General features: G+C 68.3%; 19 protein-coding genes and 1 pseudogene. 11 read left to right on the plus strand and 9 right to left on the minus strand.

Annotation, left to right across the window (positions count from 1 at the left end; translation table 11 throughout):
• Window positions 1-50 precede the first annotated feature (50 nt).
• Both HDA45_RS11335 and HDA45_RS11340 read right to left on the minus strand, forming a co-directional pair.
• The gene (locus HDA45_RS11335) at window positions 51-1,313 is read right to left on the minus strand and encodes a carboxylesterase family protein (RefSeq protein WP_184894460.1); all 1,263 of its coding nucleotides are present in this window, start codon (window positions 1,311-1,313) and stop codon (window positions 51-53) included.
• A gap of 12 nt (window positions 1,314-1,325) precedes the next feature.
• Window positions 1,326-2,231, minus strand: coding sequence for an MBL fold metallo-hydrolase (locus HDA45_RS11340; protein ID WP_184894462.1), 906 nt, complete (start codon window positions 2,229-2,231; stop codon window positions 1,326-1,328).
• Window positions 2,232-2,333: 102 nt separating this feature from the next.
• Here HDA45_RS11340 and HDA45_RS11345 point away from each other — a divergent pair, with 102 nt between their 5' ends.
• The gene (locus HDA45_RS11345) at window positions 2,334-3,344 is read left to right on the plus strand and encodes a helix-turn-helix domain-containing protein (RefSeq protein ID WP_184894464.1); all 1,011 of its coding nucleotides are present in this window, start codon (window positions 2,334-2,336) and stop codon (window positions 3,342-3,344) included.
• On the opposite strand, the pseudogene HDA45_RS42110 reads toward HDA45_RS11345, so the two are convergent.
• Window positions 3,258-3,596: pseudogene (locus HDA45_RS42110) on the minus strand (VOC family protein); the annotation flags it as partial. The gene HDA45_RS11345 and the pseudogene HDA45_RS42110 sit on opposite strands and share 87 nt — an antisense overlap.
• A gap of 39 nt (window positions 3,597-3,635) precedes the next feature.
• On the opposite strand from HDA45_RS42110, the gene HDA45_RS11350 reads away from it, so the two are divergent.
• On the plus strand, window positions 3,636-4,085 hold the full coding sequence (locus tag HDA45_RS11350) for a MarR family winged helix-turn-helix transcriptional regulator (protein WP_343072290.1): 450 nt from the start codon (window positions 3,636-3,638) through the stop codon (window positions 4,083-4,085).
• Between the two features lies 1 nt (window position 4,086).
• Here HDA45_RS11350 and HDA45_RS11355 read toward each other — a convergent pair whose 3' ends face one another.
• Window positions 4,087-4,521 (minus strand): hypothetical protein, encoded by a 435-nt coding sequence (locus HDA45_RS11355; protein ID WP_184894468.1) that lies wholly within the window; start codon window positions 4,519-4,521, stop codon window positions 4,087-4,089.
• Between the two features lie 129 nt (window positions 4,522-4,650).
• On the opposite strand from HDA45_RS11355, the gene HDA45_RS11360 reads away from it, so the two are divergent.
• The 3 genes from HDA45_RS11360 to HDA45_RS11370 are packed head-to-tail and all read left to right on the plus strand — an operon-like array spanning window position 4,651 to window position 6,125.
• A complete protein-coding gene (locus tag HDA45_RS11360) occupies window positions 4,651-5,112 on the plus strand; it encodes a nuclear transport factor 2 family protein (protein WP_343072049.1) in 462 nt (153 codons plus the stop codon).
• A complete protein-coding gene (lexA, locus tag HDA45_RS11365; RefSeq protein ID WP_039919936.1) occupies window positions 5,090-5,746 on the plus strand; it encodes a transcriptional repressor LexA in 657 nt (218 codons plus the stop codon). The genes HDA45_RS11360 and lexA overlap by 23 nt, the downstream gene beginning before the upstream one ends.
• Window positions 5,747-5,783: 37 nt before the next feature.
• On the plus strand, window positions 5,784-6,125 hold the full coding sequence (locus tag HDA45_RS11370; RefSeq protein WP_184894470.1) for a VOC family protein: 342 nt from the start codon (window positions 5,784-5,786) through the stop codon (window positions 6,123-6,125).
• Between the two features lie 2 nt (window positions 6,126-6,127).
• Here HDA45_RS11370 and HDA45_RS11375 read toward each other — a convergent pair whose 3' ends face one another.
• Window positions 6,128-6,475 (minus strand): DoxX family protein, encoded by a 348-nt coding sequence (locus HDA45_RS11375; RefSeq protein ID WP_184894472.1) that lies wholly within the window; start codon window positions 6,473-6,475, stop codon window positions 6,128-6,130.
• Window positions 6,476-6,621: 146 nt separating this feature from the next.
• Between HDA45_RS11375 and HDA45_RS11380 the strand changes: the two genes are divergently transcribed.
• From HDA45_RS11380 to HDA45_RS11395, 4 genes are all read left to right on the plus strand, one after another.
• Window positions 6,622-7,230: a TetR/AcrR family transcriptional regulator gene (locus HDA45_RS11380; protein WP_184894474.1), complete on the plus strand. Its 609-nt coding sequence runs from the start codon at window positions 6,622-6,624 to the stop codon at window positions 7,228-7,230.
• A gap of 4 nt (window positions 7,231-7,234) precedes the next feature.
• The gene (locus tag HDA45_RS11385; RefSeq protein WP_184894476.1) at window positions 7,235-7,891 is read left to right on the plus strand and encodes an enoyl-CoA hydratase/isomerase family protein; all 657 of its coding nucleotides are present in this window, start codon (window positions 7,235-7,237) and stop codon (window positions 7,889-7,891) included.
• A gap of 67 nt (window positions 7,892-7,958) precedes the next feature.
• A complete protein-coding gene (locus tag HDA45_RS11390) occupies window positions 7,959-8,810 on the plus strand; it encodes a DUF4436 family protein (protein ID WP_246480676.1) in 852 nt (283 codons plus the stop codon).
• Between the two features lie 13 nt (window positions 8,811-8,823).
• On the plus strand, window positions 8,824-9,630 hold the full coding sequence (locus tag HDA45_RS11395) for an alpha/beta hydrolase (RefSeq protein WP_184894480.1): 807 nt from the start codon (window positions 8,824-8,826) through the stop codon (window positions 9,628-9,630).
• Here HDA45_RS11395 and HDA45_RS11400 read toward each other — a convergent pair.
• Both HDA45_RS11400 and HDA45_RS11405 read right to left on the minus strand, forming a co-directional pair.
• Window positions 9,610-10,596, minus strand: a complete 987-nt coding sequence (locus tag HDA45_RS11400) for an acyl-CoA desaturase (protein ID WP_184894482.1) — start codon at window positions 10,594-10,596, stop codon at window positions 9,610-9,612. The genes HDA45_RS11395 and HDA45_RS11400 overlap by 21 nt on opposite strands.
• A gap of 450 nt (window positions 10,597-11,046) precedes the next feature.
• Window positions 11,047-11,904, minus strand: a complete 858-nt coding sequence (locus HDA45_RS11405; protein ID WP_184894490.1) for a nitroreductase/quinone reductase family protein — start codon at window positions 11,902-11,904, stop codon at window positions 11,047-11,049.
• A gap of 431 nt (window positions 11,905-12,335) precedes the next feature.
• Between HDA45_RS11405 and HDA45_RS11410 the strand changes: the two genes are divergently transcribed.
• Entirely contained in the window at window positions 12,336-13,592 is a 1,257-nt protein-coding gene (locus tag HDA45_RS11410; protein ID WP_184894492.1) for a DUF222 domain-containing protein, read from the plus strand.
• A 165-nt stretch (window positions 13,593-13,757) separates the two neighbouring features.
• On the opposite strand, the gene HDA45_RS11415 is transcribed toward HDA45_RS11410, so the two are convergent.
• Window positions 13,758-14,261 carry a GNAT family N-acetyltransferase gene (locus HDA45_RS11415; RefSeq protein WP_184894494.1) on the minus strand — a complete coding sequence of 168 codons (504 nt, stop codon included), beginning with the start codon at window positions 14,259-14,261 and terminating at the stop codon, window positions 13,758-13,760.
• Between the two features lie 75 nt (window positions 14,262-14,336).
• Between HDA45_RS11415 and HDA45_RS11420 the strand changes: the two genes are divergently transcribed.
• Entirely contained in the window at window positions 14,337-14,864 is a 528-nt protein-coding gene (locus tag HDA45_RS11420) for a GNAT family N-acetyltransferase (RefSeq protein WP_184894496.1), read from the plus strand.
• Here HDA45_RS11420 and HDA45_RS11425 read toward each other — a convergent pair whose 3' ends face one another.
• Window positions 14,865-15,290 carry a thioesterase family protein gene (locus tag HDA45_RS11425; protein WP_184894497.1) on the minus strand — a complete coding sequence of 142 codons (426 nt, stop codon included), beginning with the start codon at window positions 15,288-15,290 and terminating at the stop codon, window positions 14,865-14,867.
• Window positions 15,291-15,309: the final 19 nt, after the last annotated feature.

Below are 15,309 nucleotides of genomic sequence, written 5' to 3' on the forward strand. Positions count from 1 at the left end.
GACCGCTGGCAGGCGGCGCACACGGCACTGGCACGGTCTGGCACGCCCTGTCAGCCGAAGAACCCGACCGTGTCCCGTGCCCAGCCGGGATCCCCGGTCCGGGCGAACGCGACCCACGCGCCATGCATCTCGGCCGCGAGGCCCCGCGGGACGGGATCAGGACCGAGCAGACCGGTGTCGCCGTGCAGCCACGGCTCGTCGGCGAGGTCGAAGACGAACGGCAGCTCGACGGTGTGAGCGGCGCCGAGCCGTCCGTCCGACGCCGTCGAGCGATAGCCGAACGAGTAGACATGAGCGTGGCCGTGGGCCTTCGCCAGGCGTGCCGTACCGGCTCCGAACAGGGTTTCCCCCAGCGCGGCGGCCTCGCCTTCCGTTGCCACGTAAAGGTTTCCCTCTTCGGTGTTGGTGCCGATGAGCAGATCCGCCTCGATCACGAGGCCGTCGGCGGGCTGCACCGGCAGCACCAGGCTGAACGGACTCAGCCCGGCCAACGGATCCGACGCTGTCCCGGTCCGCAGATCGAGGCCCGCCAGCGCGGGGAGGATCGCCAGGAACCGCTCGTCCGGGATCGCCTCGAATGCTTCGGCGGAAGGTGCGACTCCCAGCGCCGAAGCCGCCGCGGCGGTGACCCTGCGCGCCTGCTCCGGCGTGAAGGCCCCGGTACCGCTGCCGCTCTGGACGATCACCCGCCGGAACAATCCCACCGCCTCCTGCGTCGCCAGCAGCGCACCGGTGAGCGTGGCACCCGCCGACTGCCCGAAGACGGTGACGTTGTCCGGGTCTCCCCCGAACACGGCGACCGTGTCACGCACCCAGCCGAGCGCGGCGAGCACGTCGAGCAGCCCCCGGTTGGCCGGAGCGCCCTCCAGATCGAGGAAACCGGGGACACCGAGGCGGTAGTTCACCGTCACCAGGACGACACCGTCGCGGGCGAACGCCCTTCCGTCGTAGAGCGCGGCGCGGGTCGAGCCGGTGACGAACCCGCCACCGTGCACGAAGACCATCACGGGCCGCTTGCCGTCGTCCGCGGCGGGCGTCCGGACGTCGACGGTCAGGTACTCCTCGCCCCGCACCCAACCCGGCCCGAAGTAAGGAGTCATGTCGAGACGGCCGAAGTCGCGGACAGGCTGGGGAGCCGTCGGCGACGGCCTGGTCGCGTCGCGGACGCCGGTCCAGCCCGGATGCGGCGCGGGCCGGCGGAAGCGGCCAGGCCCGATCGGCGCCGCCGCGTACGGGACGGCGCGGTAGAGCTCGCCGAACGGGTCGCGGCGGCCGCGAACGACGCCCGCCGGGGTTTCTGCTTGTGGTGACACGGAAAACTCCTCTCAGGAGAGGTGGGAGAAGCCCGCCCACCGCGAGATCGCGAACTTCGGCCCCCGGCGCTCGACCCGCACGGCACCCTGGGCGCCGAAATGCGCGGGGAAGACGAGCGCGTTGCTGTCGGCGGCGTCACCGAGCAGTTTGTGCCGGGTCGCCCTGGATCCGGCCGGATCCTCGCAATAGGGCGAATTGGTGTCCGGCTCCACGATCTGCAGCGCGGTGTGCACGAGGTCTCCCACGAAAAGCGCCTTCTCCCCACCCGATTCCAGGGTGAGCACGGACGAGCCGGGGGTGTGCCCGGGGGCGAGGTCCAGCCGCAGATTCCGGTCTATGCGGTGGGTTTCGTCCCACAGACGAGTCAGCCCCGCCTCGTGAACCGGCGCGACGCTGTCCTCGAAGACGTTCTGATTTCCGCGCCCCAGCACGGAATCGTGCTCATCGGCGGGATTCCAGAAGTCGAAGTCCGGCCGCGGCATCAGGTACGTGGCGTTCGGGAAGGTCGGCACCCAGGTGCGGCCGTCGAGCCGGGTGTTCCAGCCGACGTGGTCGATGTGCAGGTGGGTGTTGACCACGACGTCGACGTCCTCCGGCCGCACCCCGGCGGCCGCGAGGTTGTCGAGGTAAGCGGTGTCGAGGCGGTTCCACACCGCCGCGTAGGGCCGGTCCTTGTGGTTGCCGACCCCGGTGTCGACCAGGATCGTGCGTCCCTCGCTGCGCAGCACCCAGGACTGGAGTGCCGCGTGGCACTCGTTCGTCTCGGGGTTCCAGAAGTCGGGCGCCAGCCAGCCGCGGTGTTCGTCCCAAGCGCCGTCGGGGCTGTCGGGCAGGAATTCGGCCGGTGTCATCCCGAGCGAACCGTAGAACTCTTTGACCCGGGTGACCGTGACGTCCCCGATGATGATCTCGTCCATGTGACCGAGCCTGGACACCCTGGCGTGCCCGGGCCACGCCCCGCTTGTCCTCCCACCGGGAGGGTGTGGCTGAGGCCCGCCACGCGACGGATACTCGGGATCATGGACGGACCAGGACCGCTCGGCGACTTCCTGCAGGCCCGGCGGGCGCGGCTGCGGCCGGAAGACGTCGGCCTACGCGACGTCGGGCCACGCCGCCGGGTCGCCGGGCTCCGGCGTGAGGAGCTGGCCCAGCTCGCGGGCGTCAGCGTCTCGTACTACGCGCGACTGGAACAGGGCATGTCACGCGGCGCCTCGGCCGAAGTGCTCGACGCGATCGCCCGTGCCCTCCTGCTGGACGGGCACGAACGCGAACATCTCGACCGGCTCGCCGGTGCCGCCCGCCGCGCGCCTCGGGCACGCCGCCCGCGGCCCGAGAAGCTCCACGACGAGACCCGGGATCTCCTGCGCACCGTGTCCGCTCCCGCGCTGATACTCGGCCGTCGCTCGGATGTCTTGGCATGGAACGACCTCGGCCACGCCCTGCTGGCCGGGCACCTGGATTTCCACGCCCCGGAGGACCCGGCACGACGGCCGAACATGAGCCGGATGCTGTTCCTGGATCCGCACAGCCGGGAGCTGTACGTCGACTGGAAGCGGAAGATCCGCGCGGTGGTCGGCAACCTGCGGATCGCCGTCGGCAGGCATCCCGACGATCCGCTGCTCGCGGAGCTGATCGGCGAACTGACGATGAAGAGCACCGAGTTCGTCGCGCTCTGGGGCGACCATCGCGTGCAGCCCTGCGACGCCGCGGTCTACGAGCTGCACCATCCGATGGTCGGCCCGGTGACGGTGACCCAGCAGACCCTGTCGATCGCCCGGTCGCCGGACCAGCTGCTCATCGTGTGCACGACCCCCGCCGGCTCCCCCGGTGAGCAGGGGCTCGCGCTGCTCGAGCAAGCGCGGTCAGGCCTTGTCGTGGATGGTGATCACGTAGCCGTCCGGGTCGGAGAAGGCGAAAGTGCGGCCGAACGGCCCGTCGAAAGGCTCCGTGACGATGGGCGTGCCCGCCTCGGCCAGCCGGTCGTGCAGCAGCTGCGCGTCGTCGGCGTGAAGCCACAACGCCACCCCTGATCCCGGCCCCGGGGAGACGGCGTCCAGATCCATCCCCGGCACGGGTTCCCGCACCGCGAACGGGATCGTCTCGGTGCCGAACACCACCGCGTGGGGCGGCGCGACGGGCAGCCTGCTCAGGCCCAGCTGGGTCTCGTAGAACTCAGCCGCACGGTCGAGGTCGCGTACTTGCAGCGAGAGGAAATCGAGTCCGGTCACGGTCATTGTCGTCTCCCTTGATGTCAGTGTGTTGACATCAAGAATGTATGTCATGATGCTGACATGAGTCAAGGCAGGGTTGATCAAAGCAGGATTGAGCAAAGCGAGGGGGTCGGATCACTCGACCAAGCGGTGGGATACGTGCTGAAACGAGCGGCGACAGCGCTACGCACGGCCATGGACACCGCGTTGCGCCCTCTCGACCTCACCGTGCCGCAGTACTCCTGCCTCGAGGTGCTCTCGCAACGGCCGGGGCTGTCCAACGCGGAATTGGCGCGAGCCGTGTTCGTCACCCGGCAGTCGATGAACCTGGTGCTGCGCGGATTACAGGACCGAGGGCTGGTCACCCGTCCGGCGACAGCGCCCCAGGGCCGCGCCCTGCCCAGCACGCTCACTCCCGCCGGACGCGCGCAGCTCCACGCGGCCAGCATCGTCGTGAAAACGGTCGAGAAGCGGATGCTCGAACCGTTTTCGGTCACCCATCAAGACCGGTTGCTGCACGATCTCGCCGCCTGCGCCGAGGCGCTCGCGAACGAGAAGTAGCTCAGGACCTCGTGTTCACGAGCGTCTCCGGCTTGAACGCGTAGACGTCGCCGCCCTGGACGAGCACATGCCAGTCCCCGCAGACCTTGTCGGTCCGGCTCTCCTGCCCCTGCGGCCACCACTGGGCGGCGAGCGTGGCCGCCTGTGTCGCCGCTGCCCCCGGCACGCAGGTCGCGGGCAACTCACCGCCGACGAAGCGCAGGAGCCGCTCCGAGCCCGTGGTCCGGATGACCTCCGTGATCGACGTCGCCCGGTCCGGCACCCACTCCGGCACGCGCGCGTCCTTGTCGCGCTTGCCTTCCACGCCGGTCGCGTAGCCGACCGTCTTGACGTGGCCGTTCGCCTTCTCGGTCAAGCCTTCTTTGAGACCGCATCCGGTCAGCGCGACCGTCGCCGTCGCCGCGGCCAGTGCCGCCGCCGTGATCTTCGTGTTCATACGATCGAGTCAACCTCGCCGAAGCGCTCGCGGGATCGGACTTTCGGTCCGGCCGGGGCGGCCATCCGGCCGATCTTCACGACGGATAACCGCCAGCGCCCGCGGTCGCGCCGGACCACAGTGGTCGTCGTGACATCGACAACGGACGCCCTGTCCGTACTCAGAGGCATGTACGCGGCGGAAGCCGGTTACTTCGCCGCCGGAGGCCCCGGCAAGGCGACCTTCGCGCCGCTCGCGCCGTTCTTCTCCCCCGATGTGGTGCTGCATCAGGCGGACGGCCTGCCGTACGGCGGAATCTGGCGCGGCCACGAGGACATGGAGCGGTTCTTCCTCGCGATGAGCGGCACCTGGGAGGTTTTCGACATGGTGGAGCAGAGTTTCCTGAGCGAGACCAGCCCGCTGGTCGTCCTGACCCACGTGCACGCCCGCGCCAGGGCCACCGGACGCGAGCTGGACTTCCCGATCCTGCAGACGATCACCGTCGAGGACGGGCGCATCACCGAGGTGCGGCCGTTCTACTGGGACACCGCGGCGATAGCGGCGGCCTGCACGAACTACCATTCCGCTGATGACCGCCTACCACGATCTTGACGTGTTCGAGGAAGCCGCTTCCCTGCCGGAGCGTCAGCAGAAGATTCTGCTGACCATCCGCGAATGGGTGGTGGAGCACGGATACTCGCCGAGCACTCGCGAGATCGGCGAAGCGGTCGGCCTGCGCTCGACGTCCTCGGTGTCGAAGCATCTGGCGGCTTTGGAGGAGAAGGGTTTCCTCCGCCGCAGCAGCTCGATTTCCCGCCCCATCGACGTCCGCGCCTTCCTGCACGGCACCACGTCCCGGGAATCCACAGAGGACTCGGTGCCGGTTCCCGTCGTCGGTGACATCGCCGCGGGAACGCCGATCTCGGCCGTCGAGCACGTCGACGACGTGATGACCCTTCCGCGTGAACTCACCGGGCGGGGCAACGTCTTCGGGCTGCGGGTCCGCGGTGACTCGATGATCGACGCGGCGATCTGCGACGGCGACATCGTCGTGGTGAAGCAGCAGCAAGAGGCGCACTCGGGCCAGATCGTCGCCGCGATGATCGACGAGGAGGCCACGGTCAAGGTGTACCGCCGCCGCGACGGCCACGTGTACCTCGAACCGCGCAACCCCGCCTACGACGTCATCGACGGGGATCGCGCGGCCGTGCTGGGCGTCGTGGTCTCGGTGCTGCGCAGCGTCTGAGGAGTTTCTGTCGGTGGGCCGGAGTAGCTTCCGGTGCATGTACGAAATCGACTTCGTCGAGTTCCCGTCGAGTTCGGCGGCGGGCTCGAGCCTGTTCTTCGAGAAGGCCTTCGGATGGAAGGCGACGCCGTACGGTCCGGCGTACACCGACGTCCAGGGCGGCGGCGCGGTCTCGTTCGGCTTCCAGCAGGACACCGCGCAGCAGACGGCCGCGCCGCTGGTGACGATCCGCACCGACGACCTCGAGCGGGCGAGGGGTTCCGTCGAGGCCGCGGGCGGGGTCGTCACGGTCGAGCCGTTCTCGTTCCCCGGCGGGCGCCGGTTCCACTTCCGCGAGCCCGGCGGCTCCGAGCTCGCGGTGTGGACCCCGGATTCCTGACATCAGGCGGCGAAGCCGAGCACGAGTGAGGCCGCGACGGGCGCCAGGTACATCAGCGGGAACGCGACGTGCGACGGCCAGTGCGCGCGGAGCACGGTGATCACCGCACCGGCGAAGTAGAGCACCAGGCCGATCCCGGCCGCGACACCGATCACCGGCACCCACAGGCCGGCGATCAGGCCGAGCGCGCCCGCGGCCTTGGCGACGCCGAGCGGATTCCACCAGGTCCGGGGAACGCCGTAGTCGGCCAGCGGCTGCACGACCCACTTGGCGCGGAAGAAGATCGAGGCGGCCGAGAAGGCGGCCATGAACGCTCCGAAGACGGTGACGATGACATAGGCGGTGGTCATTTCGGTTTCTCCTTGGCTTCTCGGTGGTTCGTCGGGTTGACCCCGGTCACCGCGCCGATGTGACAGCACCGCGCGTGAACCACGTCACAGCCCCGCGAAGCGTGCCCGCACAGTTTTAGAGCAAGCGCTCTGTTATTCTCGCGGCCATGCCCCGCCCGCGCGTCCACGACCTGGATCGGCTGCTCGACGCAGCCGAGCGCCTCGTCGTCGAGGTCGGCGCGCGGGGCGTCACCGTCCGGTCCCTCGCGGCCGCGGCGGGAGTCTCCAACGGCACGATCTACCACGCTTTCGGCTCACTCGGCGCGCTTCTGGCCCGCGTCTGGCTCCGCGCGGCGAGCGACTTCCTCGACCTCCAGACAGCGCTGGCCGATCAAGCGGAAGACGCGGTCTCCGCGGTCGTGGCCGCGGCGGACGCGCCTGCCGCGTTCGCCGACCGGCGGCCCGAAGCGGCCCGCCTGCTCATCACCGTCAAGAAGGAGCACCTGCTCGGCCCGCAGGTGCCCGAAGACCTCGCCGGCGAACTCCTGGTACTCGACAAACGCCTGGTCACCCTCCTGATCGAGCTCTCCGAGAGGCTCTGGGGCAGGCCGGACGCCCAAGCCGTCGAAGTGCTCACGACCTGTGTGGTCGATCTGCCGACCGCCCTGTTCCGCCGCGCGTTCACCGCGGGCGAGCCGATCTCCGAGGACTCCCGCCTTCGGCTCGCCGGAGCGGTCCACGCCATACTCCTGCTCCCACCCCCACGAAAGGATTGACGAGATGCCGACTCTGCGTCACGACGCGCCGGTGTTCCTGCTGGACCTCGGAGACGACGAAAACCGTTTCTCGCCGTCCTGGCTGGAAACCGTGCATTCCCAGCTGGACACCGTCGTCGCCTATCCGGATCCGGCGGTACTGGTCACCGTCGGATCCGGGAAGTTCTACTCGAACGGCCTCGACCTCGAGTGGCTCACCAGCAACCCCACCCAGGCAGCGCAGTACGTCGCCGACGTCCACGAGCTGCTGGCCCGTGTGCTCACCCTCGGCGTGCACACGGTCGCCGCGATCAACGGGCACGCCTTCGGCGCCGGGGCCATGCTGGCGATGGCGCACGATTTCCGGGTGATGCGCGCCGATCGCGGATACTTCTGCTTCCCCGAAGCCGACATCAACATCCCCTTCACCCCCGGGATGGCCGGGCTCATCCAGGGCAAGCTCACCCCCTCGGCCGCCATCGCGTCGATGACCACGGGACGGCGGTTCGGCGGCACCGACGCGCGGGATCTGGGCCTCGTGGACGCCGTCGCCGAGAAGTCCTCGCTGCTGGAGTACGCGGCCGACCTCGTCCGCCCGCTCGCCGGGAAGGATCGCGGCACGCTGTCCGCGATCAAGGCGACGATGTTCACCCCGGCCCTCACGGCGCTCCGCGCGAAGTAAGGGCCGACATCACCCCTCAGCATGACAACGGCGGCCGAATCGGCCGCGAACTGCCACGATGGCCGCCATGCGCAAGAGAAATCCGGTGGTCAAGGCCGTCGCCACCGTGCTGGCCGTGGCGATCGCCGCCGGCCTCGGTCTGTGGCTGTACGCCGCGGACCGGACCGCGGGCGACACCGGGCACTGGGTCGGCTCGCACGATCCGGACCGGATCGAGGTCACCGCGTCCGTGCTCAAGGTGGACGCCGCCGCGCGGGAAGCGGTGCTGCGCGTACTGGTCATCCCGCTCGGCCGGTTCGGCGAAGACGACGGTGTCGCGCCCACCGGCGAACTGAGGCTGCTGAACTCCTCCAGTCTCCGGGGCGACCACGTCTTCCCCGCGCACCAGCGGATCTCCAGTCTCGATCTCCCGATCGCGCTGGCCGGCGGGGCCGTCACCGACTACCCCTTCGACGGCTACGAGGCGAGGATCGAGTTCGCGGCGGCCCACAACGGGGAGCCCGCCCCCGTGCTGTTCACACTGGACAAAGTGGACAGTCTGTTTTCCTTCTCCGTCAAGAACTATCGCGCCTCCGACGATCAAGGCGGTCTCGACGTCCGGTTCAGCCGCTCCACCAGCGTGCTGGTCTTCGCCTTCTTCATGATGATCACCATGTGGGGACTGGCCATCGCGGTGTTCTTCGGCGCACGGCATCTGATCGCACGACGGCGCGGCCTGGTCTGGCCGTCGTTCGGGTTCATGGCCGCGACGTTGTTCGCGCTCGCCGGATTCCGCAATCTCGCCCCGGGCTCGCCACCGATCGGCTCACTGCTCGACTACACGGCCTTCCTGTGGGCCGAGGTCGTCATCGCGCTGTGCGTCGTGGTCTCAGTCGTGACCGGGGCGATCACCGAACACGGCAAACCGGACTCCGGATGAGCATGATGGAGACATGCGCAAGAAGGTGTTGATCGGGTTGGCGGTGGCCGTCACCATCGTCGGTGTGGTCTTCGGTGGCGCGTTCGCCTTCCAGCGCAAGCTGATCTACCTGCCCGAGGGACGTCCGCCATCCAGTGCCGCCGACGTCCTGCCCGGCGGCCGCGACGTCACGCTCACCACGGCGGACGGGCTGAATCTCGCGAGCTGGTACTTCCCCGCCGCCCAGGCGAAGGCGGCCGTGCTCGTCGCGCCGGGCAACGCCGGGAACCGGTCCTACCGCGCACCGATCGCCCGCGCGCTGACCGCACGCGGGCTCTCGGTGCTGCTCTTGGAGTACCGCGGCTACGGGGGCAACCCCGGCGACCCGTCCGAGGACGGGCTCGCGCTGGACGTCCGCGCCGCACGGGACTTCCTGGTGCGCGAGGCAGGAACGCCGCTGGTGTACTTCGGTGAGAGCCTCGGCTCGGCGGTCGTCACCGAACTGGCCACCGAGCATCCGCCGTCCGGGCTCGTGCTGCGCTCGCCGTTCGTCGACCTCGCGTCGGTCGGGCAGCGGCACTACCCGTTCCTGCCGGTCCGCTGGCTGCTGCGAGACGAGTTCCCGACGCGGGACAACGTCGCGCGCGTGAAGGCTCCGATCACTGTCGTCTACGGCTCCGCGGACTCGGTCGTCCCGGCCGGGCAGAGCCGCGAGGTGGCGCGGGCGGCAGGCGCCAGGACGGTCGAGGTCCCCGGCGCCGACCACAACGACCCGGTGTTCTCGGATGGGCCGGAGCTGGTCGACGCCATCGCGGGTGCCTCAGGCGCTCCCGCGCAGTGACAGGGAGTGGCCGGGGTTGAGCTTGCGGCCGAGCCTGTCGGCCTTCGGCCAACGGACGTCCGTCGCCCAGCCTGCCTTCTCGAACAGCCAGATCAACCGCGCCGAAATGTCGAGCTGACCGCGGCGGACGCCGTGCCGGGCGCCGGTGGGGTCGGCGTGGTGGGAGTTGTGCCAGGACTCGCCCATCGAGGCGATGGCGAGCGGCCAGAAGTTCGCGGACTTGTCGCGGGCGGCGAACGGGCGGTCGCCGATCAGGTGACACAGCGAGTTCACCGACCAGGTGACGTGGTGCAGCAGCGCGACCCGGACGAGGCTCGCCCAGAAGAACGCGGTGACCGCGCCCCACCACGACAAGGTGATCACGCCGCCGAGGACGGCGGGCGCGAGCAGCGTCACGACGGTGAGCAGCGGGAACAGGCGATCGACGCGGGCGATGTCGCGGTCGGTGAGCAGATCCGGGGCGAACCGCTGCGCGTTGGTCTTCTCGCGCTCGAACAGCCAGCCCATGTGGGCGTGCCAGAAGCCGCGGGCCAGCGCGCTCGGGCCCGTGCCGAACAGCCACGGGGAGTGCGGGTCGCCTTCGCGGTCGGCGAAGGCGTGGTGGCGCCGGTGGTCGGCCACCCAGCCGATCACCGGGCCCTGCATGGCCATGCTGCCGGTGACCGCGAGGGCGATCCGCAGGCCGCGGTTGGCTTTGAAGGCGCCGTGGGTGAAGTAGCGGTGGAAACCGACGGTCACGCCGAGGCCGGTCAGGAAGTAGAAGCCGGCGGCCAGGCCGAGGTCCACCCAGCCGAGCCCCCAGCCCCACGCGAAGGGGACGGAGGCGGCGAGTGCCAGCAGGGGCACCACCGCGAACAACTTGACGAGAAGGTTTTCGGTACTGGACTGCTCCCCGGACATCAGGGGTTGCGGCGTTCGCCGCTCTTCACTGTCCGGACTGTCCGGGGGTCTGAGAATCGAGGTCATGTCGCCGTTTCTTGTCGAAGGCCTGCTTGTCGAAGGCCAAGTGAAGACGCGGCGCACGAAAGGTGATGCCCGCGACGAATTCTGCGCGAGCGTGCTTGGACAACACGACACCCAAAACGTTGGACCGCTTCGTTCAACGAACGGCGTCGGCCGAAGGTTCCGGTGCGGGGTAAGAGGGTTCGCGGAAAAGATCCACGTATCGGTCACCCTGGGGAGTCGCGGGATCGTGTCGCTCGGCCTGAGTGTCGAGCGGGTGGCTGAACAGCGCACTGTCCGTGCTGTGAGTTTTGACGGTGAAACCTTTCGAATGGGACCGCTCGTTCGCGGTCTTCGGCGAGGCCGGGGGCGAATTCCGCCCGTCTCGCGCTGGATCGGCGTCACGCTGAGAGAGCGTCGCCACCCTCCACGGTACACGCCCTGGGGCCGAAACCCCAGGGCGTCCCACCCTGATCAGCCGGGAGCCGGCGCCGTCACGTTGAGGGCGGCGACGACGGTTCGCTCCTCGTAGGCGAAATGTGCTTCGAGTTTCCCCGCGAGCGCGTCGAAGTCGCCGCGCAACCGGACCGGGTCACTCTCGCCATGGACGTAACCCTCGACGAGGTCACGAATCCGCTTCTGCAGCCCCGCGACGACGACATGGTCTTCCCCGAGCTTCGTCAAAGCCGGGGCGAGCGCAGGAAACCGTTGTGCCAACATCGGAAACGCGCCCATGTCCTCACCGGCGTGATGTTTGGTCAGCGCCTCGCAGAACGAAACACAATGCGCCCGCAGGGATTTCTCCATGGTGAGCGAATCCGCGCGACCGGCCACGATGTCTTCGACCCCGGCGCGCAGCGTCTCGAGTTCCTCCCTCAGCCACTCGTGGACCTCCACCAGGAAGTCCCCCATACCCCGTACCCTGTCGTCGATCCGGTGCAGGATCACCACGGGCAGCTCCCGAGTCGTTTTCGCCTGGTACTCGGCGAATCCCGGATCCTCGGCGACGACCTTCGCGAACAACGCGTCCCGCTCCGCCGCGGGCGGGACGGCCGCGATCGCCTCGTAGCTCTCGGTCCCCGTCTCGATCGTGACCCGGTGGTCGTGCCGGATGTTGTGGTACCACCCCGGATGCCTCGGCGCCCCCATGTTCGAAGCGACGATGACGGTCTTGCCGTCGATTTCCAGATACCCCAACGGATTCGTGCGCTTCTTGCCACTCTTGACACCGGTGGTGGTGAGCAGGATCAGCTCCCACCCCTCGAACATGCCGCCGAGTTTCCCTTTGTTCTGCCTGAATTCTTCGATCACCTGGTCGTTGAAGCCGGTCAATGCGTTCCTTTCCCATCGATGCGTCGACAGGAGGGCGCGGAACCACCACCGCGAGAAGGACACGACGACAGAAACCCACTGGCACACAGGGGTTTTGAGCACACCGCATGGAGGCGTCATCCCACGAAGCGAGGATGAGTGAATACGAGAGACGGTGTGTGCCGATCTCTGGTGGCTGAGTAGCCGCTACCTCCATGCGTAGGCCCATACGGGGCTCGGGGACGACGGTAGCACAAGGTAGGTCCGTCGCGCACCTGATGACACTTCGTCCTTCACTCTCACCACCGTGGCAACAATGCGAACACCAACGGTTTGCCCCTTCGACACTTCCTCAAGTAATCCTCTGGGATGACGCACCGAATTCTTCAACCCGTCTCTGTCACCTAAATATGCTATAGAACATGCGTTCGACTGCGAGTATCGTTAATGCCGTGGCCAGCGATGACAGACCCCAGACGACACCCGCCGAGTGGTGGCGTGTCGACACGGCGACGCTGCATGCCCGTAAACAGGAACTCGAAGTCCTCAAACGCCAGTTGGATGCGGAGCAGAACGCGATCCTCGCGGAAATCAATATCCGTGGGGTGCGGGGGTGTTCGGGTCATTCGACGTTGGCGGCGATGATTTTCGAGGACTTTCATGTCACGACGAAGGAGGCCGATGATCGTGCTCACCGGGTTCTCGCGCTGTATCCCGGCCCGTCCATCGGCGGCGATCCCGAGCCGCCACTGGCGCCGCTGACCGCTGAGGCCGCTGCTGAAGGGGCGATCGGTGGTTCGCAGATCGACGCGATCATCGGGGCCTTGGCGCGGATCCCGTCCTTCGTCCCGGAAGAAGACGTGCGGGGCGGGGAGAAGATCCTCGTGGATCTCGCCCGCCACGCCGGGCCCCGCCAGATCAACCAAGCCGGACGACGACTCCTGGATGAGCTGGACCCTGACGGGAAAGAGCCCCGGGACGAGAATCCGAAAGACACGCGCCCGGAGTTGCGGTTCGTCAAACACCGCAACGGCACCCTCGGCCTCAAAGGCACCCTCGACCTCGAAACCTACGCACGCTTGAAGTCCGACCTCGACCCCATGGCCAAACCACACAAGGCCATCGACAGCATCCGGGACTCCCGCACCCAAGACGAACGCTACGGGGATGCCTTCACCGACTATGTGCGGTTGAAGACCACGAGTCGGAACCTTCCCGGCCAGGCCGGGGAAGCCACCCACATTCTGGTGACGATGTCCTACGAGGACCTCATTCGGGACATCGGCGAGGCCCATCTGGATCTGGTCGGTCCGATCAGTGCCACCGACGCCCGCATCCTCGCCTGCGACGCCCGCGTCCGCCCCGGAGTCCTCGGCACCGCGGGCGAACCCTTGGATATCGGCCGCTCGAAACGGACCGTCTCCCTGGCGCAGAAGTACGCGCTCACCATCCGCGACGGTGGTTGCGCGTTCCCGGGCTGCGACATGCCGGTGCCACGCTGTACGGCACACCATATTGTTTTCTGGGAACACCACGGCGAAACGAAAATCGACAACCTGGTTCTCCTGTGCACCAAGCACCACCGGCTCATCCACCACAGTGAATGGAAAGTCCGGATCGCTCAGGATGGCCTGCCCGAATTCACCGCACCCGCCTACCTCGACCCCACCGGCCAACCCCGACGCAACACCATGCACCTCAGGACATAGGCCGAATCCGACCGCACCCGGGGCGAAGGGGACTTTCACCGCATCGCATGCGCCGAAGGCTCCCTTCGCGTCAAGCCGACGAAGAAGGATCAGGAATCGAGGTGCGCGGCGCCCCCGTTCACCCTCAACCGGATGAAGACATCACGGGCAGGTCCGAAAGGCAGTTCACTCCAGTGTGCCCATCGGAACCCCCGCCGACCGGTCCAACGCCAACTCCCCCGCCGTCTGCCCGCCGCTTTTCTCTCCTGTCGGAAGGAATCCGAGCCTCAGGTAGAAGCCCTCGGGGCCGTCGTCGCCCGGGTGCCAGGTGGTGGTCATGCGGTGACCGCCTCCGCGGCGAATCTCAGCGGCTACGGCCTCGACCGCGAAGCGACCGTAGCCACGACCCTGCTGTCCGGCCGCGATGTTGAGCCGCCAGAGACCCGAACGGAGGTCGACGCCCTTGCCGTCACCGGCGAAGTCGATGTTCAGGAAAGCCATGAGGAAACCGACGAGCCGATCGCCGTCGAGAATGAGGCGGGGCCAGGCAATGCCGGGGTACACGTATGCCTCGGCGAGGGATTTCACGATCGGCGCGACCAGATGGTCCTGGTCAGGGTGAACCTTCAGGTCGATCGCGGCATCGAAGTTGGCGGCGGTGACCTCTTCCAGCCGGATCGTCCTCGTCATGCCGCAACCGTAAGCCAGTGGGCACCTGCTGCGGAGTGCCCGCCGATCCGTCCCGACCGGGGGCATCATCGGGTCATGCCGATCATCACCAGCCCCGAGCCGCTCACGCCGGATGCCACCATCCGCCCGGCCCGACTCGGAGAGGAGGACGCCGTACTCGATCTCCTCGCCGAGGCCGCGGCTTGGCTGACCGGGCGCGGGATCCACCAATGGCCGCGACGCTTCCCGTGGGAATCGCTTCACCAGCAGATCGAAACGGGCGAAGCGCTGCTGATCGTCCGGCACGGCAAGCCGATCGCGACGTGCGCGGTCAGCGAAGCGGAGCCGGAACTTTGGGGCGAAACCACGACATCGGCCTACTACCTGGGCCGGCTCGCGGTGGCGCGGGAAGCGGCCGGTGCCGGGCTCGGGGTCCGAATCATCGGCTGGGTCGGCGAGAAGGCCGCGGCGCGGGGCAAGGCCTTCGTCCGGGTGGCGACCACGAGCACCAACCCAGCTCTGCGCGAGCTCTACGAGCGCGCGGGATTCGAGCATGTGATGGATCCGCCCGCGGCGAAGTGGCCCACCAGCCTGTACCAGCGGAGAACGACCATGAGCGACTGATCACGGCAGGCCGAGGATCTCCGGCCGCGCCGCGTACTTCCGCCAGTGCTGTCCGGGATCCGGGACCAGGCGGCGTCGCTCGAGGTCGAGCAGGCCGGAGAGGCTCTCCACCTCGGCCACCACGGCGCCGTCCGGCGCGACGAACTCCTGGACGACCCGCGACACCTTGCCCGGCTCCCAGACGAACCTGGTCAAGACATCGATCCGTGCGCGGGCGCGAAGCTCGCGGCGGAACCGGATCGTCGTTTCGAGGTTGACCGGGCCGAGGTTCCCGGCTTGGAGCGCCACGGGGTCCACTCCGGCCGCCCACACGCATTCCCAGCGCGCGTGATCGGCGTACGCGAGGTAGGCGGGGCCGCGGACGTGTCCGTTGAGGTCGAGATCGTCGGTGCGGATGTCGATGGTGACGCGGAAAGGTTCGAGCACTCCCCGATCTTCGCCTCGG

It is taken from the genome of Amycolatopsis umgeniensis, from assembly GCF_014205155.1.
Taxonomy (GTDB): domain Bacteria; phylum Actinomycetota; class Actinomycetes; order Mycobacteriales; family Pseudonocardiaceae; genus Amycolatopsis; species Amycolatopsis umgeniensis.